The sequence below is a fragment of the Arthrobacter sp. 10T425 genome (assembly GCF_056393985.1).
The window spans coordinates 145,202-164,946 of sequence record NZ_JBFTGZ010000003.1 but is presented as its reverse complement, the minus strand read 5'-3'; the positions used below and the strand labels follow the sequence as shown (position 1 = coordinate 164,946).

The following is a 19,745-nucleotide window of genomic DNA, read 5'->3' as shown; positions in this document are numbered from 1 at the left end:
AGTGCCCGCGGCCCGTGCCGTGTCCTGCCGTGCCGGCCGTCCCGGCGCAGCAAATAGACTGGAGGGCATGGCCTCCGCGACTGGACTCTCCGCAAGCGCACGATTCCTGCGCGGCCGGGTCCGCACCGGCTTTGTCCGGAGCCGGAACTCCCTGGGCCCGGCCATCCAGATGACCACTTGCGCCGTGGGCGCTTACGCTTTCGCAGAATACGTCCTGGGTCACAGCGGGCCGTTGTTTGCGGCCACGTCATCCCTTATTGCGCTCGGTTTTTCCCGCGACCCCAGACTGCGCCGCGTCATCGAGGTGGGCTTGGGCTGCACGCTCGGAATCGTGGTCGGAGACCTGCTGCTGCACTGGCTGGGCTCCGGAATCTGGCAGGCCGCCGTCGTGCTCCTTTTCTCCATCCTGCTGGCCAGGTTCCTGGACAGCGGGACGATTTTCACGACGCAACTGGGCCTGCAGTCGGTCCTCGTGGTGCTCCTGCCCGCACCGATCGGGGGCCCGTTCACCCGCAGCATCGACGCCGTGGTGGGCGGAGTGTTCGCGCTGCTGATGACCGTCCTCGTTCCCAAGGATCCGCGGCGTGAACCCCGCAGCGACGTCAAGAAGCTCCTGCACGAGCTCGCCGAGGTGCTGCGGGAATGCGCCTCGGCGCTGAGCTACAGCGATTCCACCCAGGCCTGGCATGCCCTCATCCGGGGCCGGAACTGCCAGCCGCTCGTCGACGCCATGCGCCAGTCGCTGCGTGCCTCCGGCGAAGTGGCAACCCTGGCCCCAGCCTACCGGCGGCACCGGGACGAGCTGGACCAGATGGAGCAGTCGCTGGACTACATCGATCTTGCGCTGCGCAACAGCCGGGTCTTTGCGCGCCGCCTGACCAGCGCCATCAACCATGCGGCGCTCTCGGACGAGGCCACCCAGAACATCGCCGAGGTCCTGCAGGAGACGGCCGCCGCCGTCGACGAACTCTCGCTCGGCCTGGCGGAAGTACACGACGGCGCCCGCCGCGCCCACCTGCGGACAGCACGCTCGGAGCTGCGCGAGATCGCCGTCCGGCTGCATCCGCGGATACTGGACGTCCAGCGGCTGGAGGGCGAAACGGTGGTCATGCTGTTCCGCCCGCTCATGGTGGACCTGCTCGAGGCCGCGGGGCTGGATTCCAAGGAAGCCCGGGACATCCTGCCCCCGCTGTAGCTGCTGCAGCTTGCGCACGGCGCGCTTGTTGTCGCTGGCCCCCGCCGGCGCACTTGTTGTCGCTGGCCCCCGATAGTGTGGACCAATGGCTACGAAGACTTCCCGGGGGCCGAAGGCGCCCGGCTATAAATGCGCCGAATGCGGCTGGACGACGGCCAAGTGGGTGGGCCGCTGCGGCGAGTGCCAGGCGTGGGGCAGCGTGGAGGAGACCGGCACCGCCGTCGCCCGGACGACGGCGGCCACGACGGTCCTGGAACCGGCCCGCCGGATCGCCGACGTCGACGCCACTACCGCCGCTTTCCTGCCCACCGGCGTGGATGAACTCGACCGTGTGCTCGGCGGCGGGCTGGTGCCAGGCGCCGTGATCCTGCTGGCGGGCGAGCCCGGGGTGGGCAAGTCGACGCTGCTGCTGGACGTTGCGGCCAAGTTCGCCCGCACGGCGCAGGACGTCCTCTACATCACCGGTGAGGAATCCGCGGCCCAGGTCAAGCTCCGCGCGGACCGGATCGACGCCGTCGCCGAATCCCTGTACCTGTCCGCCGAAACTGACCTGGGGCAGGCCCTGGGGCAGGTGGAGAAGCTGGAGCCGCGCCTGCTGGTGGTGGACTCAGTGCAGACCCTCAGCAGCGCCGACGTCGAGGGCAGCGCCGGCGGCGTGTCCCAGGTGCGCGAGGTGGCGGCGTCCCTGATCGCCGCGGCCAAGCGCCGCAACATGACCACGCTGCTGGTCGGGCACGTGACCAAGGACGGCTCCATCGCCGGGCCCCGGCTGCTGGAACACCTCGTGGACGTCGTCTGCCAGTTCGAAGGCGAACGGCACTCGCGGCTGCGGCTGCTGCGCGCGGTCAAGAACCGCTACGGACCCACCGACGACGTCGGCTGCTTCGATCTGAACGAGGACGGCATCGAGGGCCTCGCCGATCCCAGTGGGCTGTTCGTCTCCCGGACCAAGGAGCCCGTTTCGGGAACCTGCATCACGGTCACGCTGGAGGGCCGCCGGCCGCTGCTGGCCGAGGTGCAGGCGCTGCTCGCCGAGAGCGCCAGCTCCCAGCCCCGCCGCGCCACCAGCGGGCTCGACAGCTCGCGCGTCGCGATGCTGCTGGCGGTCCTGCAGCAGCGCGCCGGCTGCCTGCTGAGCAAGGACGACTCATACGTGGCAACGGTCGGCGGGGTCAAGCTCAGCGAACCCGCCACGGACCTCGCAGTGGCCCTGGCTGTGGCTTCGGCCAAGGCCAGGAAGCCGCTCCCCCAGCGGCTCATAGCCTTCGGCGAGGTGGGCCTGGCGGGCGAAGTCCGCCCGGTGCCCGGCATCAACCAGCGCATCCAGGAGGCGCACCGGCTCGGCTTCACCCATGCCGTGGTACCGGCCAGCCCCAACGGGCACGGACCGGTTCCGGCGGGCTTCTCGGTCCGCGAGGTCGGCCACCTGGCCGAGGCCCTGGGACTGCTGATCAGCTGACGCCGCGAATGCCGGGTGGTCTGGTGGTCTGGGACCTCGGGATGATGGGCGTTATCGAGGTCCGCTGAGGCTGGAAATGCCCTCTTGCCAAAGATACCCCCCGGGGGTATGTTTGGCGTAGCCGCAGATGACTGAGCATCCGTCAGGAGCACACACCATGGAACACCGGCACAGCAGCCCCGGCGCGGACCAGGGCCTCAGGAACCACAGCCCGGGCGGGACGCCGCACGGCAACCATGCCGTGGGCTCCGCCGCGGATGAGCACACGGTACACAGCCACGGCCAGCATGCCGGGCACAGCGTCGCGATGTTCAGGGACAGGTTCTGGCTGTCACTGGCCCTGGCCGTGCCGGTGGTCTTCTTCAGCCCCATGTTCGCGGAACTCCTGGGCTACGCTCCTCCCGCCTTCCCCGGCTCAGCGTGGATCCCGCCGGTGTTCGGCACGGCGATCTACCTCTACGGCGGCCGTCCGTTCCTCAAGGGCGGACTCAATGAACTGAAGACGCGAAAACCGGGGATGATGCTGCTGATTGCCATGGCCATCAGCGTCGCCTTTATCGCCTCGTGGGTGACCAGCCTCGGCATCGGCGGTTTCGATCTCGACTTCTGGTGGGAGCTGGCGCTGCTGGTCCCCATCATGCTGCTGGGCCACTGGATCGAGATGCGCGCCCTCGGCTCGGCGCAGGGTGCGCTGGATGCCCTGGCGGCGCTGCTGCCCGACGAAGCGGAACGCGTGACGTCCGCCGGCACGGAGACCGTCAGCCTCGCCGAACTCCGCGCCGGGGACACCATCCTGGTCCGCCCCGGCGGCCGGATGCCGGCCGACGGCACCGTAAGCGGCGGCCAGGCCGAATTCGACGAATCCATGATCACGGGCGAATCAAAAACCGTCCTGCGGGCCCCGGGGGATCCCGTGGTGGCCGGAACCATCGCCACTGACAACTCCGTGCGGGTCCGGGTGTCGGCCATCGGCGAGGACACGGCCCTCGCCGGGATCCGGCGCCTCGTGGCCGAGGCGCAGGCGTCCTCCTCCCGGGCCCAGGCCCTGGCCGACCGGGCCGCGGCCTTCCTCTTCTACTTCGCAGCCGGCACCGGCGTCCTGACGTTCATCTTCTGGACCCTGATGGGCAGCATAGGAGACGCGGTCACCCGCACCGTGACGGTCCTGGTAATCGCCTGCCCCCACGCCCTCGGCCTTGCCATCCCGCTCGTCATCGCCATTTCCACCGAGCGCGCCGCCCGGGCGGGCGTCCTGATCAAGAACCGGATGGCGCTGGAGCGCATGCGGACAGTCGATGTCGTGCTGTTCGACAAGACCGGAACCCTGACCAGGGGCGAACCGGAACTCAAGGAAGTCGCCGCCGCAGACGCGGGAACAACCGGCCAAGACGCCGCGCAGGATACGGTGCTGGCACTCGCGGCCGCCGTGGAGGCTGACAGCGAACATCCTCTTGCCCGCTCAATCGTTGCCGCCGCCCGGGAACGGGGACTGAAGCTTCCGACGGCGGACGGGTTCACGTCGCTGACCGGCCGCGGGGTCCGCGCCACGGTCGATGGCCGCACGGTCCAGGTGGGCGGTCCGGCCCTGCTCCGGGAGCTGGGTCTGCAGGAGCCGCCGGAGTTGGCCGCCACGACCGGCACCTGGCTGGAGCGCGGCGCAGCGGTGCTCCACGTCGTGGACAGCGGCAGGGTCCTGGGTGCTGTCAGCCTCGAGGACGCTGTACGGCCCGAGTCCCGCCAGGCCGTCCGGGCCCTGCAGGCACGCGGCATCAAGGTGGCCATGGTCACCGGCGACGCCCGGCAGGTGGCGCACGCCGTCGCCGCCGAGCTCGGCATCGACGAAGTGTTCGCAGAGGTCCTCCCCGCCGACAAGGACAAGAAAGTGGCGGAGCTCCAGGGCCGCGGGCTGAAGGTGGCCATGGTGGGCGACGGCGTCAACGACTCCCCCGCGCTGGCACGGGCGGAGGTGGGGATCGCGATTGGCGGCGGCACGGACGTGGCCGTGGAATCCGCCGGTGTGGTCCTGGCCGGCAACGATCCGCGGGCTGTGCTGTCAATGCTCGATCTTTCCAGGGCGAGCTACCGGAAGATGTGGCAAAACCTCGTGTGGGCCACCGGATACAACATCATCTCGGTGCCGCTGGCTGCCGGTGTCCTCGCCTTCGTCATTCGGGAGATCGTATGCCCGGGTGGGTCCGCGGATGGACGCCCGCGGCGCAGCAGAGCACCGCCGCCGGCTCGTCGCGCCGGCGCACGGCTTCGTCATCGAAATCGGGGCGGGCTACGGGGCCACCTTCCCGTTCTACCCTTCCACGGTGTCCGGCGTGCTGGCCCTCGAACCGGACCCCACGCTTCGTGCGCTGGCCCTCGCCGCCGCCGGCAAGGCGCCTGTGCCCGTCACGGTGAGGGACGGCGTGGCGGAAACGCTGCCGGCGGCGGATGCCTCGGCCGACGTCGTCGTCTCCAGTTTGGTGCTGTGCAGTGTGGCGGACCCGTCCCTCGCCCTGGCGGAGGTGGTCCGGGTCCTGCGCCCCGGCGGCCTGCTGCTGTTCTACGAACATGTCCGCTCAGCGCACCGCCTGCTGGGGGCTGCCGAAGACCTGCTCACACCGCTGTGGGGCCGGCTGGCAGGCGGATGCCACCCGAACCGTGACACCGCAGCCATGATCGCCGCGGCAGGCCTGAGCGTGCAGGGCATCGAGCGCTTCGGCTTTTCGGTGCTTCCCGGCAATCCGCGGCTGGCCCACGTCCTCGGCGTGGCGGGCAAATCCTGACCCCGTCCCGGCACAACGAAGAGGGGCGCCTGCCGCGATGGCAGACGCCCCTCTCATGATTTCGCTCCGGCTGAGCCGGCCTGGACTTGCTAGGCCTTCTTGGGCGGCAGGGCCAGCTTGAAGATCTTCGCCCACGTGGAGCCGACCTGCTTCAGCAGCGGACCCGTGGTGTACGGCAGTCCGTAGCGCTTGCAGATCTCCTGCACCTTCGGCTGCACCTCCGCGTAGCGGTTCGAGGGCAGGTCCGGGAACAGGTGGTGCTCAATCTGGTGCGAGAGGTTGCCGGTCATGAGGTGCATGAACTTGGAGCCGGAGATGTTGGCCGAGCCGATCATCTGCCGCACATACCAGTCACCGCGGGTCTCGCCCTCCACCATTTCCTCGGTGAAGGTGTCGGTGCCTTCGGGGAAGTGGCCGCAGAAGATCACTGCGTGCGCCCACACGTTGCGGACGGCGTTGGCGGTCAGAGTGCCGTAGAGGGCCTGCTTGCCGGAACCGGTCAGCATGGCGACGGCGGGAGTGGCGGCGTAGTCCTTGGTGAACTGCGTCAGTGCCTTGCGGCCGAGGGCCTTCAGGTCCTTGGTCAGGGCTTCCTTGGACTTCCGGCCCTCTTTGTAGTCCACCAGTTCGAGGTCGTAGATCGCGATGCCCCACTCGAAGACCGGTGCCAGCAGCGCGTTGTACAGCGGGTTGCCCAGGTTGAAGGGCGTCCATTTCTGGTCCGGATCCATCCGCAGCAGGTTGTATCCGATGTCGTTGTCCTTGCCGACCACATTTGTCCAGCGGTGGTGGAGATCGTTGTGGGTGTGCTGCCAGGAGCGCGCGGGGGTGACGAAGTCCCATTCCCAGGTGGTGGAGTGGATGTCCGGGTCCCGCATCCAGTCCCACTGCCCGTGCAGGATGTTATGCCCAAGTTCCATGTTTTCCAGGATCTTGGCGAAGCTCAGCAGCGCGGTGCCGGCGAACCAGGCGGGCTTCTTCTTGCTGACAAGGAGCAGGGCACGGCCGGAGAGCTCCAGGCCGCGCTGGATCTTGATCATGCGGCGGATGTAGGCGGCATCGGCGGACCCGCGCTTGGCGAGGATGTCATCCTTGATGGCGTCGAGTTCGCGCCCCAGCTCCGCCACCTGCTCGTCGGAGAGGTGGGCGGCCGCGGGCGGACGCAGCAACGGGCTGCCGGTCTCGGCGAGGGCGCCGGGCCGCGTCTTCGCGACCGTGACGACCTTTGCTGTGTCGGCTGAACCGCTGGTGGCGGGGGTGTCGGCGTCGGAAAGGTCCGGTTTGTTGGAAACAATCGTCATGCGGTGATACTCCTCAGAGGTCGAGGTTAACGGGGCCGGCGGCTGCCGACACGCACGTCTGGATTAGTTGGCCGGGCTCGCCGTGCACTTCGTTGGTGCGCAGGTCACGGACGTGGCCGGCCCGCAGCGGGATGAGGCAGCTGTGGCAGATACCCATCCGGCAGCCGCTGGGCATGAGGATGCCGGCGTCCTCGCCGACATCGAGCAGCGGGGTGTCGCCATCGGCCTCGACTTCACGGTCGGAGGCCTCGAAGGTGACCAGGCCGCCGTCGTGCCCGGCGCCGCCGGCGAGGCTGGTGCTGAAGCGTTCGATGGTCAGGGTGCCCGAGCTGGCCGCGGCCTGCTGGGCGTCCTCCGCTTCGGCCTCCCACAGCGCCTCGGCGTCGTTGAGGAACCCTTCCGGACCGCATGCGTAGGCGGCGCGCTGGCGCCAGTCCGGGCAGAGCCGGTCCAGGTCGGCGGCCGAGGTGAAGTCCAGCCGTCCGCTCTCACCGGTGAACCAGTGCGTGACGCGCAGGTTGGGGAACTGGTCGGCGAGCTCGGCGAGTTCTTCACGGAAGATGGTGTCCGCAGCGGTGCGGGCTGTGTGGATCAGGACGACGTCCGAATCCGGGCGGTGCGGAACGAGCGTGCGGATCATCGACATCACCGGGGTGATCCCGCTGCCGGCCGTGAGCATGAGCAGCGGCCGCGGATGCTCGGGCAGGACGAAATCGCCCTGCGGGGGCGCCAGGAACAGGACGTCGCCGGGCTTGGTGCCGCGCACGAGGGCCCCGGAGACGGCGCCCATGTCGGTCACGGTGATTGCCGGGTCCTGTCCGGCGGGGGCGCTGAGCGAGTAGGACCGCCAGTGGCGGACACCGTCGAGCTCGACGCCAATACGGGCCCACTGGCCGGCAAGATGTGCTTGCCAGCCGCGGCCGGGACGGAAGAAAATGGTGGCGGAATCGGCCGTTTCTGGAACCACCCTGGTGACTACGCCGCGCAATTGGCGGGCGGAAAACACAGGATTGAACAGCGACAGAATGTCTTCTGGAGCTAGTGGGGTGGTCAGTAGAGATGCGGCGCGCGCCAGCTTACGGAGCCGGATCATTCATCAAGCTTATGTCAGATTGCGCCATACTTCTTCACCCAAGGCATACGATCGACTCAAGAAAACTATCCCGCCGCAACAACTCATCGGACTGTTCATGAACACATCCCCTGCCCGGGAGCCTGCCGGCCCCACCCCCGCCTACGATCCTCCCTGGCTGGCCCTGCCGCGGGAGGTCAGCGACATGCTGCGGCCGCGGATGCCCGGCATTGTGGAGGCCATCATCGAAGCCGTCCCGCAGCTCGTCCCGGCGTACGCCAGACCGATCGAGGGGCGCTTTGGCAGGGGGCTGCGCAGGGGCGTGGCCGCGGCACTGGACCGCTTCCTGCAACTGCCCGGGACCCGGCTGCCAGCGCTGTCCGAGGAAAGCCGGGAGCTGGTGGCCGGGCTGGGCAGCGGCGAGTTCCGGCAGGGGCGGAGCATGGACGCGCTCCTGAGCGCCTACCGGATGGGCGCCCGCGTGACGTTCCGGGAGATGTCCAAAGTCTCAGTGGAACATCATCTGGGCCAGGGCGTCGTGGTGGATCTGGGCGAATCGATCCTCGCGTACATCGATGAGCTGTCAGCGGTCAGCGCCGAGGCCTACGCCTTTGAGCAGTCCGAACGGGCCGGAGCAGTGGACCGGCGGCGCACCGAACTGCTGGACCTGCTCCTGCTCGGCCAGGCGGACGAGGCGGCCCTGCGCCAGACGGCGGCGATGGCGGACTGGTCCCTGCCCCAGCGCATGGCGGTGGTGACGCTGCCGCTGGACCGCGCGGCCGGGCTGCGGCTGCGCCTGGGCCCGGGCACCCTTGTGATTGAGCGCGAGACCGATGTTGTCGCCCTGGTGCCGGCGCGGATGTCGCGCTCCGCCCGGGACGACCTGGACCGTGCCCTGAAGGGGCGCGGCGCTTCCGTGGGACCGGCCGGGGGCTGGGAGAGGGTTCCGGATTCGCTGCGGCTGGCCGTGCTGGCCGCCGCAGCACTGCCTCCGCGGGAGGGACCGGATGATCCCCCGATCTGGGCCGACGAGCACCTGGCGCAGGTGATTCTCGGTGCAGAGCCCTCGGCGATCACCGAACTCGCCAACCGCCGTCTCGCGCCGCTGGAAGGGCTCCGGCCCGCACAGCGCGACCGGCTCGCCGAAACCCTGCTCTCCTGGTTGCGCCACTGGGGCCAGCGGGCGCCCGTGGCCGCCGAGCTCGGGATCCACCCGCAGACCGTGGGCTACCGGGCAGCGCAGCTGCGCGAGCTCTTTGGCGACGCCCTCGAGGACCCAACGGCGCGCTTCGAACTCGAACTGGCCCTGCACGCCGGCCGGCGGTAGGCCAAGCCCGTCGGGCGGACCGCAGGTTACCCGGCGAGCGCCCGCCGGCGGACCGCAGGTTACCCGGCGAGCGCCCGCCGGCTGTGGAGCCGCAGCTCCAGGTCGTGCATCACGAGCGCCGCCAGGTCCTCCAGCGCGGCAGTGTCCTCATCGCTGAACTCGCGGGGCTCACGGTCCAGGATGCAGAAGGTGCCCAGATTGTAGCCGTCCGGAGTGCGCAGCGGCACCCCGGCATAGAACTGCAGGCCGAACTCGCCTGCCACGAGGGGGTTGGCCAGCGTCCGGGGATCGTTGACGGCGTCCCGGACAATCCAGGCATCGCCCTGCAGGACGGCGGAGGCGCACAATCCGGGGTCCCGGCCGATTTCCGTGACATCCGTGCCGTGGTGGGACTTGAACCAGATCCGGTCATGGTCCACAACACTGACAATCGCCACGGGCACCGAGAACATGCGTGCGGCCAGCGCCGCGATCCGGTCAAAGACGCCGTCCGCGGGAGTGTCCAGGATCCGGTACCGCTCGACCGCACGCATGCGCCCTTCTTCGTCGGTCAACAGCGCGGCCGGGTCCCGGCGGCGGCGTCCTGTGCCGCTGATGACTTCCTGGCGCAGGGCCAGGGACACTTCCCGGGCCGGCGGGCGGGCGGCCGGATCCCTGTCCAGCATGGAGGTCAGCAGGGCCGCCCACATGGGCGCGATGTCTTCGGGGACGTCCGGGTCGTGGAGCAACCGGGCCAGGGCGGACTGCACCGGCGCGCCCGGATAGGCCATTTTCCCTGTCAGGCCTTCCAGCAGGACCAGCCCCAGCGAATAGACGTCGCTGGCGGGGCCTGCCGGTTCGCCGGCAGCCTGTTCAGGGCTGAGGTAGGCCGGGGTGCCGGAGCTGTCATCGGGGTCGCCGTGGTGGCCTTCGCGGATGGTGATGGCCACGCCGAAGTCGCTGAGTTTGGCGCGGGCGCGCCGGTCCTCGACGCTGTAGTCCACGAGCAGGATGTTGGCCGGCTTGACGTCCCGGTGGATGATGCCGTGGTGGTGGATGTGCGCAAGACCGTCGGCGAGATCGTGTCCGATCAGCGCCATGTGGGCCGCCGACAGCGGACCCTCGGCCGAGCGGCGGCGCAGGTCGGGGCCGCGGACGAGTTCCATCACCAGATAACTGAGCCGGCGGGTCGGGTCGCTGAGGTCCGTGCCGGCGTCGAACAGTGTCACGAGGGCGTGGTGGGCCATCCCCGCCAGGATCCGCACTTCATCGGCCTGCCTGCGGGTCCGCTCTTCGTCCACTGTCCCGTCGCGGAAGAGTTTGACTGCCACTTCACGCCCCAGGACCTCGTCCGTGGCACGGTACACGCTCGATTGGCTGCCCCTGCCAATGAGTTCTTCGATCCGGTAGCGCCCGCTGAGCAGGAAACCGGGGTCCATGGTTGTCAAAGGTCTACGTGGTCCCTCTAATGGGGCCGCCGCTGGAAGCGGGCGGATCAGTCCAAAGCCGGGACAAATCCCGGCACCCGCACCATAAGCAAGCTTACTTATCATAACGCGGAAACCGGATTCCGGAAGACTTCCCGGGCCCCTTTCGGTCCGCCGCCTTGGGCTATTTTGCGGGGTTGTGGGTCCCGATCGGCACCAGGGTGAGGTCAGGGTGGTTCTTTTCGATCCGGCGCAGGGCCCAGACGTCGTTGAACAGGGCCAGGTATTCCCCGTCGGAGCGCAACAGGACTTCGGCGCCGGGGACGTTGGCCAGCGCCGGCATGGCGTCGGCGGTCGAGATCCGGGCCATGGAATACGGGAGCCGCTCCAGCCGCATCGGGGCGCTGAAGTCGTGCGCCATGCGGTCCTCGACCACTTCGAACTGCATGGGGCCGACGGCGGCAAGAACGGGCGCCTGGTCACCGCGGATGTCGGAGCGGAGCACTTGGATGACACCCTCGTGCTCGAGTTGTTCGATGCCGCGGCGGAACTGCTTGAACCGGCTCGGGTCCTTGGAGCGCGCCACCTGGAAGTGCTCCGGGGCGAACAGCGGGATCGCCGGGAACTCCACGGGCTGGTCCAGGAACAGGCTGTCCCCCACCCGGAGGGAGGAGGCGTTCACGAGGCCCACCACATCGCCCGGGAAGGCCTCGTCGATCACCTCGCGTTCGCGGCCGAAAACCTGCTGGGCGTACTTGGTGGCGAAGGATTTCCCCGTCCGGGCCTGGGTGACCACCATGCCGCGCTCGAACATGCCGGAGCAGACACGGATGAAGGCAACGTGGTCGCGGTGGGCCTTGTTCATGCCGGCCTGGACCTTGAAGACGAACCCGGCGAACGGGGCATCCACGGGGCGGGGGTCGCCGTCGACGTCGGGCCGCGGGGCAGCGGGCGGGGCGAAGTCGACGAGGGCGTCGAGGATTTCCTTGACGCCGAAGTTCAGCGCGGCCGAGCTGAACAGGATCGGCGTCGCCTTGCCGGCGTGGAAGGCCGCGACGTCGAACGCCAGGTTGGATTCGATGACCAGCCCGGCCTCGTCCACGGCGTTGGACCAGTCGTCGCCCTGGCTGGCGGCGGCCTCGTCGGGGGTGAAGTATTCGGTGAGGGCGATGTTGGCGCCGGCGTTGTTGCGCTTGAACTGCGCGAAGCGGTCGTTGCGCAGGTCCCAGACGCCGCGGAAGTCGCCGGAGATGCCAACAGCCCAGGTCAGCGGCATCGGCTGCAGGCCGGTGCGCTCGGTGATCTCGTCCATCAGCGCCAGGGCGTCCAGGCCGGGCCGGTCCCACTTGTTGATGACAGTGATGATGGGCAGGTTGCGCTGCTTGCAGACCTCGAAGAGCTTCATGGTCTGGGTTTCCAGGCCCTTCGCTGCGTCGACCAGCATGACGGCACAGTCCACGGCCGCGAGCACGCGGTAGGTGTCCTCGGAGAAGTCGGCGTGGCCCGGGGTGTCCAGGAGGTTGATGACGGTGTCCCGGTAGGCGAACTGCAGAGCGGCAGAGCTGATGGAGATGCCGCGGTCCTTTTCCATCTGCATCCAGTCCGAGACCGTCTCCTTGCGGTTGGCCTTTCCGCTGGAGGCGCCGGCCGTGCCGATCACCTTTGCGTGCAGCGCCAGGGCCTCCGTCAGGGTGGATTTGCCGGCGTCGGGGTGCGAAATGACCGCGAAAGTCCGGCGCCGGGCCGCCTGCTTGTGAATCTCCTGGACTCGGGCGGGGCTGAGGACTTCTTGAGACACGATGCTACTTTCGCTGCGGCAGTGGACGGGTCACGGCGCGGAGAGCCCGCGGTACACCCAAGGATCCAAGTTTATCGCAGGCCGCGGACCACGGTCGAAGCTGCGTCCGGACCGCGCATGAAGCTGCGCGAGGCCCGGGCACAAAGCTGCGGCCTTGCGGCGCCAAAATGCCGTCACGGACGGCGCCCGGGGCAGCCCTTCAGGAGGGCCGCGGCGGCACGCCGCAATGGACCACTTTAAGGCTTGCCTGTGCGGAAGTGGCCTTGCTTTACCCCTATCATGGGGAGAGCGGGGAACTGAGTACTTTGATCCTGCCGGGAGACCCTGGAATCCGGCGCACTTGCAGGCTCGTTCCTGCACCTTTGAAGGGAAATCTATGGCTCGGAGCCCTGAAGATGCGCTCAAGGCGACCCTGGCCAGGGTGGCACCGGGCACAGCCCTCCGCGACGGCCTGGAACGCATCCTCCGCGGCCGGACCGGCGCGCTGATCGTGCTGGGCATCGACAGGACCATCGAGTCCATCTGTTCGGGCGGCTTCGAGATCGGCATCGACTTCTCCCCCACCCGGCTGCGGGAACTGGCGAAGATGGACGGCGCCATCGTCTGCGACAAGGATGCCAGCAACATCCTGCGCGCGGCGGTCCAGCTCGTCCCGGATTCGAGCATCGAAACGCAGGAATCGGGCACCAGGCACCGGACCGCGGAACGCGTGGCCATCCAGACGGGCGTCCCGGTCATTTCGGTCAGCCAGTCAATGCAGATCATCGCGCTGTACGTGCACGGGCTGCGCCACGTCCTGGAGGGCTCCGAAAAGGTCCTGGCCCGCGCCAACCAGGCCCTGGCAACCCTGGAACGCTACCGCTCGCGCCTGGACCAGGTCACCAGCTCGCTCTCGGCCCTGGAAATCGAGGCCATGGTGACGGTCCGTGACGTCGCGGTCACCCTGCAGCGCCAGGAAATGGTGCGCAGGATCTCCGAGGAAATCTCCCAGTACGTCCTGGAACTGGGCGAGGACGGCCGCCTGCTCTCGCTGCAGCTGGACGAGCTCACCGTCGGCCGCGGCCCGGGCAGCGACGTCATCATCCGCGACTACTCCGGGCCGGCCGCAACAGCGGAGGACATCGACAAAGCGGTCAAGGCCCTCGTCAGCCTGGGCCCAACCGAGCTGATCGACCTGGGCAAGATCGCCGGGATCGTCGGCTTCGCCGGCGGCGAGGCCAACCTCGACGCCGTCGTGCAGCCGCGCGGCTACCGCCTGCTCTCCGGGCTCAAGGCCGTGCCGAAGGCCGTCGCCGACCGGCTCGTCGACCACTTCGGCGGCCTGCAGTTCCTGATGGCGGCAACAATCGATGACCTCATGACCGTCGACGGGATCGGTGACCAGCGTGCCAGGACCGTCAGGGAGGGCCTGAGCCGCATGGCCGAGGCCAGCCTGCTGGACCGCTTCCTCTAACCCCCTCCACAAGCCCACCGGGGGGTAATCGGGGGGGGTAACAGGAGTTATGCGGGTCAGCTGAGCTGGAACACGGCCTTGGGGCTGTTCTTGTTCGCCAGCCGCGCGGTGAAGACGTAGTAGGCGCCGCCGGCACCGGGCGTGGCCTCGACGGGCTCGCAGCCCTGCACCGTGCGGTTGCGCTGCCACGGGAAGTTCGCCGTCTCGCTCTTGCCCGGAGCAATGGTCTTCATCAGGTCCGCGCTCTCCGCCTGGCAGTCCTTGGAGGAGAAGATCCGGTCCGAGCCGCTGGTGATCATGTACTCCATCTGCGACGTCCCGATGTTGACCTCGCACGGGACCTTGTTGTTGTTGGTCACCGTGAGGCTCAGCAGCGGCTTCTCACCGGCGGTGTAAGCCTGTTTGTCGGTGGCGGCCGTAACGGTGATCAGATTCTGCTCGCAGCCCTCCCCCGAAGTGGCCGTGGGTGAGGCCGAAGCCTCCCCGGACGCCGTCGGGCTCCCCGACGCGGAGCCAGCCGGGCTGGCCGCCGGCGACGCTCCTGCCCCGGACGGCTGGGCGCCGGCGGACTGGCCTCCGCCCATGGCATTCGAGACCGCCACAAAGCCGCCGAAGGCTACGGCGATGGCGAGCAGCAGGACCACCCCTGCAAACAGCCGGCGGCGGCGGTAGACCCGGAGCAGCGGGGGCCGTCCGGATTTGCGCCCGGATTGCCCCGGGGCGGAACCTTTCGGCCGCGAACCGCCCGTACCTGAAGTGCCTTGCCTGACCATTCTTCTAGCCTAGAGAACCGCGCGGGCTATGGCGCCCGACCACGCCGCGGGACCTGACGCCGTCCCGATCCGTTACCCCGATCTATTACGCTGAATGGATCGAAACTCTAGCCCCCACGCCCCCCGTATCCGCCGCGGCACCGCGGGACCCCCTGCCCGCCGGGGCGCCCGGCCGTGCCGACAATCTCCCAGCGCTCCATGCGGCCCTGGATGACTGGTTCGCGTCCAACGCCAGGGATCTGCCGTGGCGGGCCGCGGACTGCTCGCCCTGGGGTGTGCTGGTCAGCGAAGTGATGCTCCAGCAGACGCCGGTGGTCCGGGTCCTGCCGGTCTGGGAGGAGTGGCTGCGCCGCTGGCCGGAACCGGCAGATCTGGCCGGCGAACCCGCCGGGGAGGCCGTCCGGTCCTGGGGCCGGCTGGGATATCCCCGGCGCGCCCTGCGCCTTCATGCTGCCGCCGTCGCCATCAGGGACAGCCACGGCGGGGCCGTCCCCGGCACCTACACCGAGCTCCTGGACCTGCCGGGCGTGGGCAGCTACACGGCCGCGGCCGTCGCCGCGTTCGCCTACGGATGCCGCGAAACGGTGGTGGACACGAACATCCGCCGGGTCCACGCGCGGCTGGTCACCGGCTCTGCCCTGCCGGCGCAGGCCCTGACCGCCGCCGAAATGCGGCTGGCGGCATCGCTGCTTCCGGAACGCCCCGGCGCCTCGGTGCGCTGGAACGCCGCCGTCATGGAACTCGGCGCCCTGGTCTGCACTGCGCGGACCCCCAAGTGCGGCCAGTGCCCTGTCCGGGAGTCCTGCGCCTGGCTGGCGGCCGGGGAGCCGGCGCCGACGTACACGCCCAAGGGACAGGCCTGGCACGGCACGGACCGGCAGGTACGCGGCGCCGTGATGGCCGTCCTGCGGGCAGCCGAGGAGCCCGTGGCGCCGGTCCTGTTCCACCAGGCTCCCGCGGACCTGGGCTTCGAACCGCAGGGCATCGGCATTCCGCTCGCGGACCTGCACCGGCTCAACGCGGCCCCCGAGCAGCTGGAACGGGCGCTGGCAGGGCTGCTGGGCGACGGCCTCGCCGAACTGCACCAGGGCGGCTTCCGGCTCCCGGGCTGAGGATCTACGCTGGAGCATGCGCAAGCTGGCGGCCGCGGCCGTGCTGGTCCTCACCGCAGTCGTGGCTGTCGCGTGCCGGCCGGAGGCCGCCTGCCCGGCGATCGCCCAGGCGCCCGTTGTGTCGCTCACGGTGGACCGGGAGTACGCCCCGTCAGTGCGGACCATCCACCTGGCCGCCTGCCAGGACGGCCGCTGCAAGGAGGCGGACCTCGAACTGGTTCCCGGAAGCACGGCCGTGGACCAAGGCTGCGAGCCCGGCCCCTACGGCGGCGACGGCGTCTGCTCGGCCACTTCTTCGCCCGACGGCACCCTGACCGGAATGCTGATGATGGAGACGCTGAGCGCCAGCCGGATCGAGGTGACGGCCACGGGCACGGACACCGCCGGGAACCCGCTGCCGGCCCGGACCGCGGCGTTCACGCCCCGGGCGGCACACCCGTTTGGTGAGCAGTGCGGAACCTTCATCACCGCCAGCGTGGTGCTCGACGCGGCCGGCCTCCGCCAGGCACCCTAGCGCTTACGGTTCTCCGAACCCCGAGCCGACCAGGCGTTCAAGGTAGTCGACCGCCTTGGCGGCGTCCGGGCCGCTGGCCTCCACGTGCAGGACGGCTCCCTTGCCGGCGGCAAGCATCATGAGCTCGGTCATGGAGGCGCCATCGGCGCCGTTCACGGTCACCTCGGCGTCCATGGCGGACAGGCCTCCGGCGATCTTCGCTGCCGGCCGGGCATGCATGCCGGTCTGGTTGACGAGCACAAAGTCCCCGGTGGCGTCCGGCGGCTGCTGGTGCACATGCCCCGCCTCCGCGGGATGGGCGGGGGGCCGGTAGACGGCCTCGGCCGCGTCCTTCACCGCTGCCGCTTCGGCCCCTGCCTGGGCAGCCACCGCGGCCGCGACGAGTCCTTCGACGATGGGCGCGTCAGCAATCAGCACCGAGCCTGGATCGGCTGCAAACTCCGCAGCGGACTCGGCCGTCATCACCGCGGAGCCGAGGTCGGCGAGCACCACCACACCGTCACCGGCAGCCTGCTCCAGGGCCGCCATGACCTTGTCCAGGCTCGTGCCGATGCGGCCGTCGTCGGTGCCGCCGGCGGGGAGGATCAGGACGTCGGGAGCCATCTGCGCGGCGAGTTCGACGGCGCCGTCCGCGATCTTGGAGCTGTGCGAGACGACCACCAGCCGGACTGTCATTCGGCCGCTCCGGCCGCGGCGCGCAGAATCAGCGCGCTGGAGACCGCTCCGGGGTCGCGGTGGCCGATGCTGCGCTCCCCCAGGTAGCTGGCCCGGCCCTTGCGGGCGAGCATCGGATCCGTGGACACGGCGCCGGCTTCGGCGGCTTCCGCCGCGGCAAGCAGCACCTTTCTGACGTCCCCGTCGCCGTCGCCAGCCGCTGCGGCGGCCGCCTCGATCGCGGGAGTCCAGGCGTCCACCATGGTCTTGTCGCCGGATTCGGCCTTGCCGCGGGCGACGATCCCGTCGCGGGCGGCCTGCAGCGCGGCGGCGAGGGTGGCGGCGTCGACGTCGGAGCTCTCACCCAGGGCCGTGGCGGCCCGCAGGAACGCCGTGCCGTAAAGCGGGCCGGCCGCCCCGCCAACCTTGGACATCAGCGTCATGGCCGTCAGTTTCAGCGCCGCGGCCGGGGTTTCCGGCGGCGCCTCGGCAAGTTTGTCCATCACGGCCCTGAAGCCGCGGTCCATGTTCTCGCCGTGGTCCGAGTCCCCGATGGGCCGGTCCAGCTCGATCAGTTCCACCCGGTGTTCCGCCATGGCCTGCGCCGAAAGCGTCAGCCACCGCACCGCCCAGCCGACGTCCAAGCCCACGGTCAGACGCCCCAGCGAAGGGCCGGAGTGTGCACTGGAGCGTCCCAGAGCGTTGTCATCTCGTCATCGAGGCGCAGGACAGTGATGGAGCAGCCCTGCATTTCGAGGGAGGTGATGAAGTTGCCCACCAGGGAGCGGGCCACGGTGACGCCCTGCTCGGCCAGTTTCTGCGCGGCCCTGCGGTAGACGATGTACAGCTCGCTTTGCGGGGTGCCGCCCATGCCGTTGACGAACAGGAGCACCTGGTCCCCGGAAGCAAGGCCGAGGTCGCTGACCACCGGATCCAGGAGCCGGTCGGTGATGCCGTCGGCGTTTTCCATCGGGATGCGGTGCCGTCCCGGTTCGCCGTGGATGCCGATGCCGATCTCGATCTCGTTTTCCTCGAGCTCAAAACTGGGCACCCCGGCATGCGGAACGGTGCAGGCGGACAGCGCCACGCCCATGCTGCGCACGTTCTGGTTGACGCGGTCACCGATCGCGGCGACGGCGTCCAGGTTGTCACCGCGCTCCGCGGCCGCACCGGCAATTTTCTCGACCAGGACGGTGCCGCCAACGCCCCGGCGCCCGGCCGTGTACAGCGAATCCTCCACGGCGACGTCGTCGTTGACGAGCACGGTGCGGATCTCGACGCCTTCGGCCTGCGCGAGTTCGGCGGCGGTTTCGAAGTTCAGGACGTCACCGGTGTAGTTCTTCACGATGTGCACGACGCCGGCGCCGGAGCTTACGGCCAGCGTGGCCGGCAGGATCTGGTCCGGAGTGGGAGAGGTGAACACGGCGCCCGGGACGGCGGCGTCGAGCATGCCCAGGCCCACGTACCCGCCGTGCAGCGGCTCGTGTCCGCTGCCGCCGCCGGAGACGAGCCCGACTTTCCCTGCGACGGGAGCGTCCTTGCGCACGATGTACTTCGGGTCCGGGAAGACGGTCACGAGGTCGGCGTGAGCAAGCCCGAACCCTTCCACTGACTCGTCGACCACGGCTTTGGGATCATTGATGAGTTTCTTCATGGCGGTGCTCCCTGGATGGTGTCCTGGCTGCTTGCTTAGACCCTACTACCGGGGCACGGCCGGCGGTAGGCTCCCCGTTCCCCCGGCCCGGGCTCCCTGGCGGGCTGCGAATCCCGGGGCGGCGGGGTTGTGGCCGTGCGTTCCGAACCCCCGCGCTTCAGGCTTGCTGGTCGGCCCACGCCGGAGAATGCGGCCAGGCATCCACGCCCAGCCATGAGAACGGCGGCGCGGTGAGCCGGCCCTTGCGGGCGCGGGACGCGGCCGGCGGTCCTGACGCGGCAGATACCGCCCCGGCGGTCTGCCCCGTCACGCCGGCGCCGGCGCCGGGCGAGGAGTGGTTGGCGGGCTCGGGCGGCAGCGCTTCCAGCGGCTGGTCCGGCGGCCCTGCCGGAGCGCTGGCGATTGACCTGTGGATTGCGGAGAGATCGGGAAAAATCACGGCTTTGTGCAATTTTTTGCCTCCGGAAGTATGGCGGCCCACCCCCTGGGCCGGCATCAGTTTATCCATCAAATTTATTGAAGGGAAGCCCTGCGTGGACGTCGAGTTCCTGGCGGCCGCCGATGCCGGCGCCGTCTTCGCCGGCCGGGACGCCGCCTTCGCCGACCGGGGCCGCCCTCGCCGGCCGGGGCGCAGCCGTCGCTGGCCCGGGCGCAGCCGCAACCCGGCCGGGGCTACAGCTCCTTGATCATCCTGGTGTTGCCCAGCGTGTTCGGTTTAACCCGCGCCAGGTCCAGGAACTCGGCCACGCCTTCGTCGTGCGAGCGCAGGAGCTCGGAATACACCACGGGGTCGACGGCGGTCTGGTCAGCCATGACTTCAAAGCCGTGCTTCTTGAAGAACTCCACTTCGAACGTCAGGCAGAAGACCCGGGAGACTCCCAGCGCGCGGGCATCCTCCAGCAGGCGCTCCACCAGCGCGTGGCCCACGCCCTTGCCGCGCCAGGTGTCCGAGGCCGCGAGGGTGCGGACCTCGGCGAGGTCCTCCCACATGACGTGCAGCGCCCCGCAGCCGATCACCTCGCCGTCTTCGGATTCTGCGATCCGGAACTCCTGCAGGCTTTCGTAATAGGCCACGGTTTCCTTGGCCATGAGGATCCGCTGGTCAGCCAGCGGCGCCACGAGGGTCTTGATGGCGCCAACGTCGTCGGTGCGGGCGGGGCGGATGCGGATCGTCTCAGTGGCGGTCTCAGTCACGGTCTCAGTCACAGCCCAATCTTACGGGTGCCCCGGGCGCGGCCGGCTCCCTGCCGGCA

General features: G+C 69.4%; 17 protein-coding genes and 2 pseudogenes. 9 read left to right on the top strand and 10 right to left on the bottom strand.

Going from position 1 to position 19,745, the window contains the following annotated elements; translation table 11 throughout:
- The first annotated feature begins 67 nt into the window (after nt 1–67).
- The 4 genes and pseudogenes from AC1DDH_RS05030 to AC1DDH_RS05015 all read left to right on the top strand — a co-directional run.
- Nucleotides 68–1,195 (top strand): FUSC family protein, encoded by a 1,128-nt coding sequence (locus tag AC1DDH_RS05030; protein WP_230007454.1) that lies wholly within the window; start codon nt 68–70, stop codon nt 1,193–1,195.
- An 85-nt stretch (nt 1,196–1,280) separates the two neighbouring features.
- Nucleotides 1,281–2,654 carry a DNA repair protein RadA gene (gene radA / locus AC1DDH_RS05025; RefSeq protein ID WP_476954964.1) on the top strand — a complete coding sequence of 458 codons (1,374 nt, stop codon included), beginning with the start codon at nt 1,281–1,283 and terminating at the stop codon, nt 2,652–2,654.
- A gap of 157 nt (nt 2,655–2,811) precedes the next feature.
- Nucleotides 2,812–4,818, top strand: a pseudogene (locus AC1DDH_RS05020) (heavy metal translocating P-type ATPase); the annotation flags it as partial.
- Between the two features lie 37 nt (nt 4,819–4,855).
- A pseudogene (locus AC1DDH_RS05015) lies at nt 4,856–5,197 on the top strand (class I SAM-dependent methyltransferase); the annotation flags it as partial.
- A gap of 320 nt (nt 5,198–5,517) precedes the next feature.
- Here AC1DDH_RS05015 and AC1DDH_RS05010 read toward each other — a convergent pair.
- Nucleotides 5,518–6,729 (bottom strand): fatty acid desaturase family protein, encoded by a 1,212-nt coding sequence (locus AC1DDH_RS05010; RefSeq protein WP_243178328.1) that lies wholly within the window; start codon nt 6,727–6,729, stop codon nt 5,518–5,520.
- Nucleotides 6,730–6,742: 13 nt separating this feature from the next.
- Nucleotides 6,743–7,822, bottom strand: coding sequence for a ferredoxin reductase (locus tag AC1DDH_RS05005; protein WP_028276907.1), 1,080 nt, complete (start codon nt 7,820–7,822; stop codon nt 6,743–6,745).
- Nucleotides 7,823–7,919: 97 nt separating this feature from the next.
- On the opposite strand from AC1DDH_RS05005, the gene AC1DDH_RS05000 reads away from it, so the two are divergent.
- Nucleotides 7,920–9,128 (top strand): PucR family transcriptional regulator, encoded by a 1,209-nt coding sequence (locus tag AC1DDH_RS05000; protein WP_476849894.1) that lies wholly within the window; start codon nt 7,920–7,922, stop codon nt 9,126–9,128.
- 59 nt (nt 9,129–9,187) lie between these two features.
- Here the strand turns inward: AC1DDH_RS05000 and AC1DDH_RS04995 are convergent, their stop codons facing one another.
- Entirely contained in the window at nt 9,188–10,546 is a 1,359-nt protein-coding gene (locus AC1DDH_RS04995; RefSeq protein ID WP_476859583.1) for a protein kinase domain-containing protein, read from the bottom strand.
- Between the two features lie 172 nt (nt 10,547–10,718).
- The gene (locus AC1DDH_RS04990; protein ID WP_079552135.1) at nt 10,719–12,332 is read right to left on the bottom strand and encodes a peptide chain release factor 3; all 1,614 of its coding nucleotides are present in this window, start codon (nt 12,330–12,332) and stop codon (nt 10,719–10,721) included.
- Between the two features lie 376 nt (nt 12,333–12,708).
- On the opposite strand from AC1DDH_RS04990, the gene disA reads away from it, so the two are divergent.
- Entirely contained in the window at nt 12,709–13,785 is a 1,077-nt protein-coding gene (gene disA, locus AC1DDH_RS04985) for a DNA integrity scanning diadenylate cyclase DisA (protein ID WP_018774911.1), read from the top strand.
- Between the two features lie 56 nt (nt 13,786–13,841).
- On the opposite strand, the gene AC1DDH_RS04980 is transcribed toward disA, so the two are convergent.
- Entirely contained in the window at nt 13,842–14,558 is a 717-nt protein-coding gene (locus tag AC1DDH_RS04980) for a hypothetical protein (RefSeq protein WP_476954963.1), read from the bottom strand.
- Between the two features lie 275 nt (nt 14,559–14,833).
- Here AC1DDH_RS04980 and AC1DDH_RS04975 point away from each other — a divergent pair, with 275 nt between their 5' ends.
- Both AC1DDH_RS04975 and AC1DDH_RS04970 read left to right on the top strand, forming a co-directional pair.
- Nucleotides 14,834–15,670: an HhH-GPD family protein gene (locus AC1DDH_RS04975; protein ID WP_476954962.1), complete on the top strand. Its 837-nt coding sequence runs from the start codon at nt 14,834–14,836 to the stop codon at nt 15,668–15,670.
- A 16-nt stretch (nt 15,671–15,686) separates the two neighbouring features.
- Nucleotides 15,687–16,184: a hypothetical protein gene (locus AC1DDH_RS04970; protein WP_476849899.1), complete on the top strand. Its 498-nt coding sequence runs from the start codon at nt 15,687–15,689 to the stop codon at nt 16,182–16,184.
- Nucleotides 16,185–16,187: 3 nt separating this feature from the next.
- On the opposite strand, the gene dhaM is transcribed toward AC1DDH_RS04970, so the two are convergent.
- The 4 genes from dhaM to AC1DDH_RS04950 all read right to left on the bottom strand — a co-directional run bounded on the left by dhaM (nt 16,188) and on the right by AC1DDH_RS04950 (nt 18,931).
- Complete coding sequence (dhaM, locus tag AC1DDH_RS04965; protein ID WP_476954961.1) at nt 16,188–16,859, bottom strand: dihydroxyacetone kinase phosphoryl donor subunit DhaM; 672 nt, start codon at nt 16,857–16,859, stop codon at nt 16,188–16,190.
- Nucleotides 16,856–17,488, bottom strand: a complete 633-nt coding sequence (dhaL, locus tag AC1DDH_RS04960; protein ID WP_223914688.1) for a dihydroxyacetone kinase subunit DhaL — start codon at nt 17,486–17,488, stop codon at nt 16,856–16,858. The genes dhaM and dhaL overlap by 4 nt, the downstream gene beginning before the upstream one ends.
- 2 nt (nt 17,489–17,490) lie before the next feature.
- Nucleotides 17,491–18,492: a dihydroxyacetone kinase subunit DhaK gene (gene dhaK, locus AC1DDH_RS04955; RefSeq protein ID WP_476849901.1), complete on the bottom strand. Its 1,002-nt coding sequence runs from the start codon at nt 18,490–18,492 to the stop codon at nt 17,491–17,493.
- A 157-nt stretch (nt 18,493–18,649) separates the two neighbouring features.
- Nucleotides 18,650–18,931 (bottom strand): hypothetical protein, encoded by a 282-nt coding sequence (locus AC1DDH_RS04950; protein ID WP_476859503.1) that lies wholly within the window; start codon nt 18,929–18,931, stop codon nt 18,650–18,652.
- 94 nt (nt 18,932–19,025) lie between these two features.
- On the opposite strand from AC1DDH_RS04950, the gene AC1DDH_RS04945 reads away from it, so the two are divergent.
- The gene (locus tag AC1DDH_RS04945; protein ID WP_476954960.1) at nt 19,026–19,178 is read left to right on the top strand and encodes a hypothetical protein; all 153 of its coding nucleotides are present in this window, start codon (nt 19,026–19,028) and stop codon (nt 19,176–19,178) included.
- Here the strand turns inward: AC1DDH_RS04945 and AC1DDH_RS04940 are convergent.
- A complete protein-coding gene (locus AC1DDH_RS04940; protein ID WP_476954959.1) occupies nt 19,165–19,698 on the bottom strand; it encodes an amino-acid N-acetyltransferase in 534 nt (177 codons plus the stop codon). The genes AC1DDH_RS04945 and AC1DDH_RS04940 overlap by 14 nt on opposite strands.
- Between the last annotated feature and the right edge of the window lie 47 nt (nt 19,699–19,745).

Bases quoted from the DNA above. Each gene is read 5' to 3' on its own strand.
- AC1DDH_RS05030 (WP_230007454.1), top strand. From the start codon at position 68: ATGGCCTCCGCGACTGGACTCTCCGCAAGCGCACGATTCCTGCGCGGC.
- radA (WP_476954964.1), top strand. From the start codon at position 1,281: ATGGCTACGAAGACTTCCCGGGGGCCGAAGGCGCCCGGCTATAAATGC.
- AC1DDH_RS05010 (WP_243178328.1), bottom strand. From the start codon at position 6,729: ATGACGATTGTTTCCAACAAACCGGACCTTTCCGACGCCGACACCCCC.
- AC1DDH_RS05005 (WP_028276907.1), bottom strand. From the start codon at position 7,822: ATGATCCGGCTCCGTAAGCTGGCGCGCGCCGCATCTCTACTGACCACC.
- AC1DDH_RS05000 (WP_476849894.1), top strand. From the start codon at position 7,920: ATGAACACATCCCCTGCCCGGGAGCCTGCCGGCCCCACCCCCGCCTAC.
- AC1DDH_RS04995 (WP_476859583.1), bottom strand. From the start codon at position 10,546: ATGGACCCCGGTTTCCTGCTCAGCGGGCGCTACCGGATCGAAGAACTC.
- disA (WP_018774911.1), top strand. From the start codon at position 12,709: ATGGCTCGGAGCCCTGAAGATGCGCTCAAGGCGACCCTGGCCAGGGTG.
- AC1DDH_RS04980 (WP_476954963.1), bottom strand. From the start codon at position 14,558: ATGGTCAGGCAAGGCACTTCAGGTACGGGCGGTTCGCGGCCGAAAGGT.
- AC1DDH_RS04970 (WP_476849899.1), top strand. From the start codon at position 15,687: ATGCGCAAGCTGGCGGCCGCGGCCGTGCTGGTCCTCACCGCAGTCGTG.
- dhaM (WP_476954961.1), bottom strand. From the start codon at position 16,859: ATGACAGTCCGGCTGGTGGTCGTCTCGCACAGCTCCAAGATCGCGGAC.
- dhaK (WP_476849901.1), bottom strand. From the start codon at position 18,492: ATGAAGAAACTCATCAATGATCCCAAAGCCGTGGTCGACGAGTCAGTG.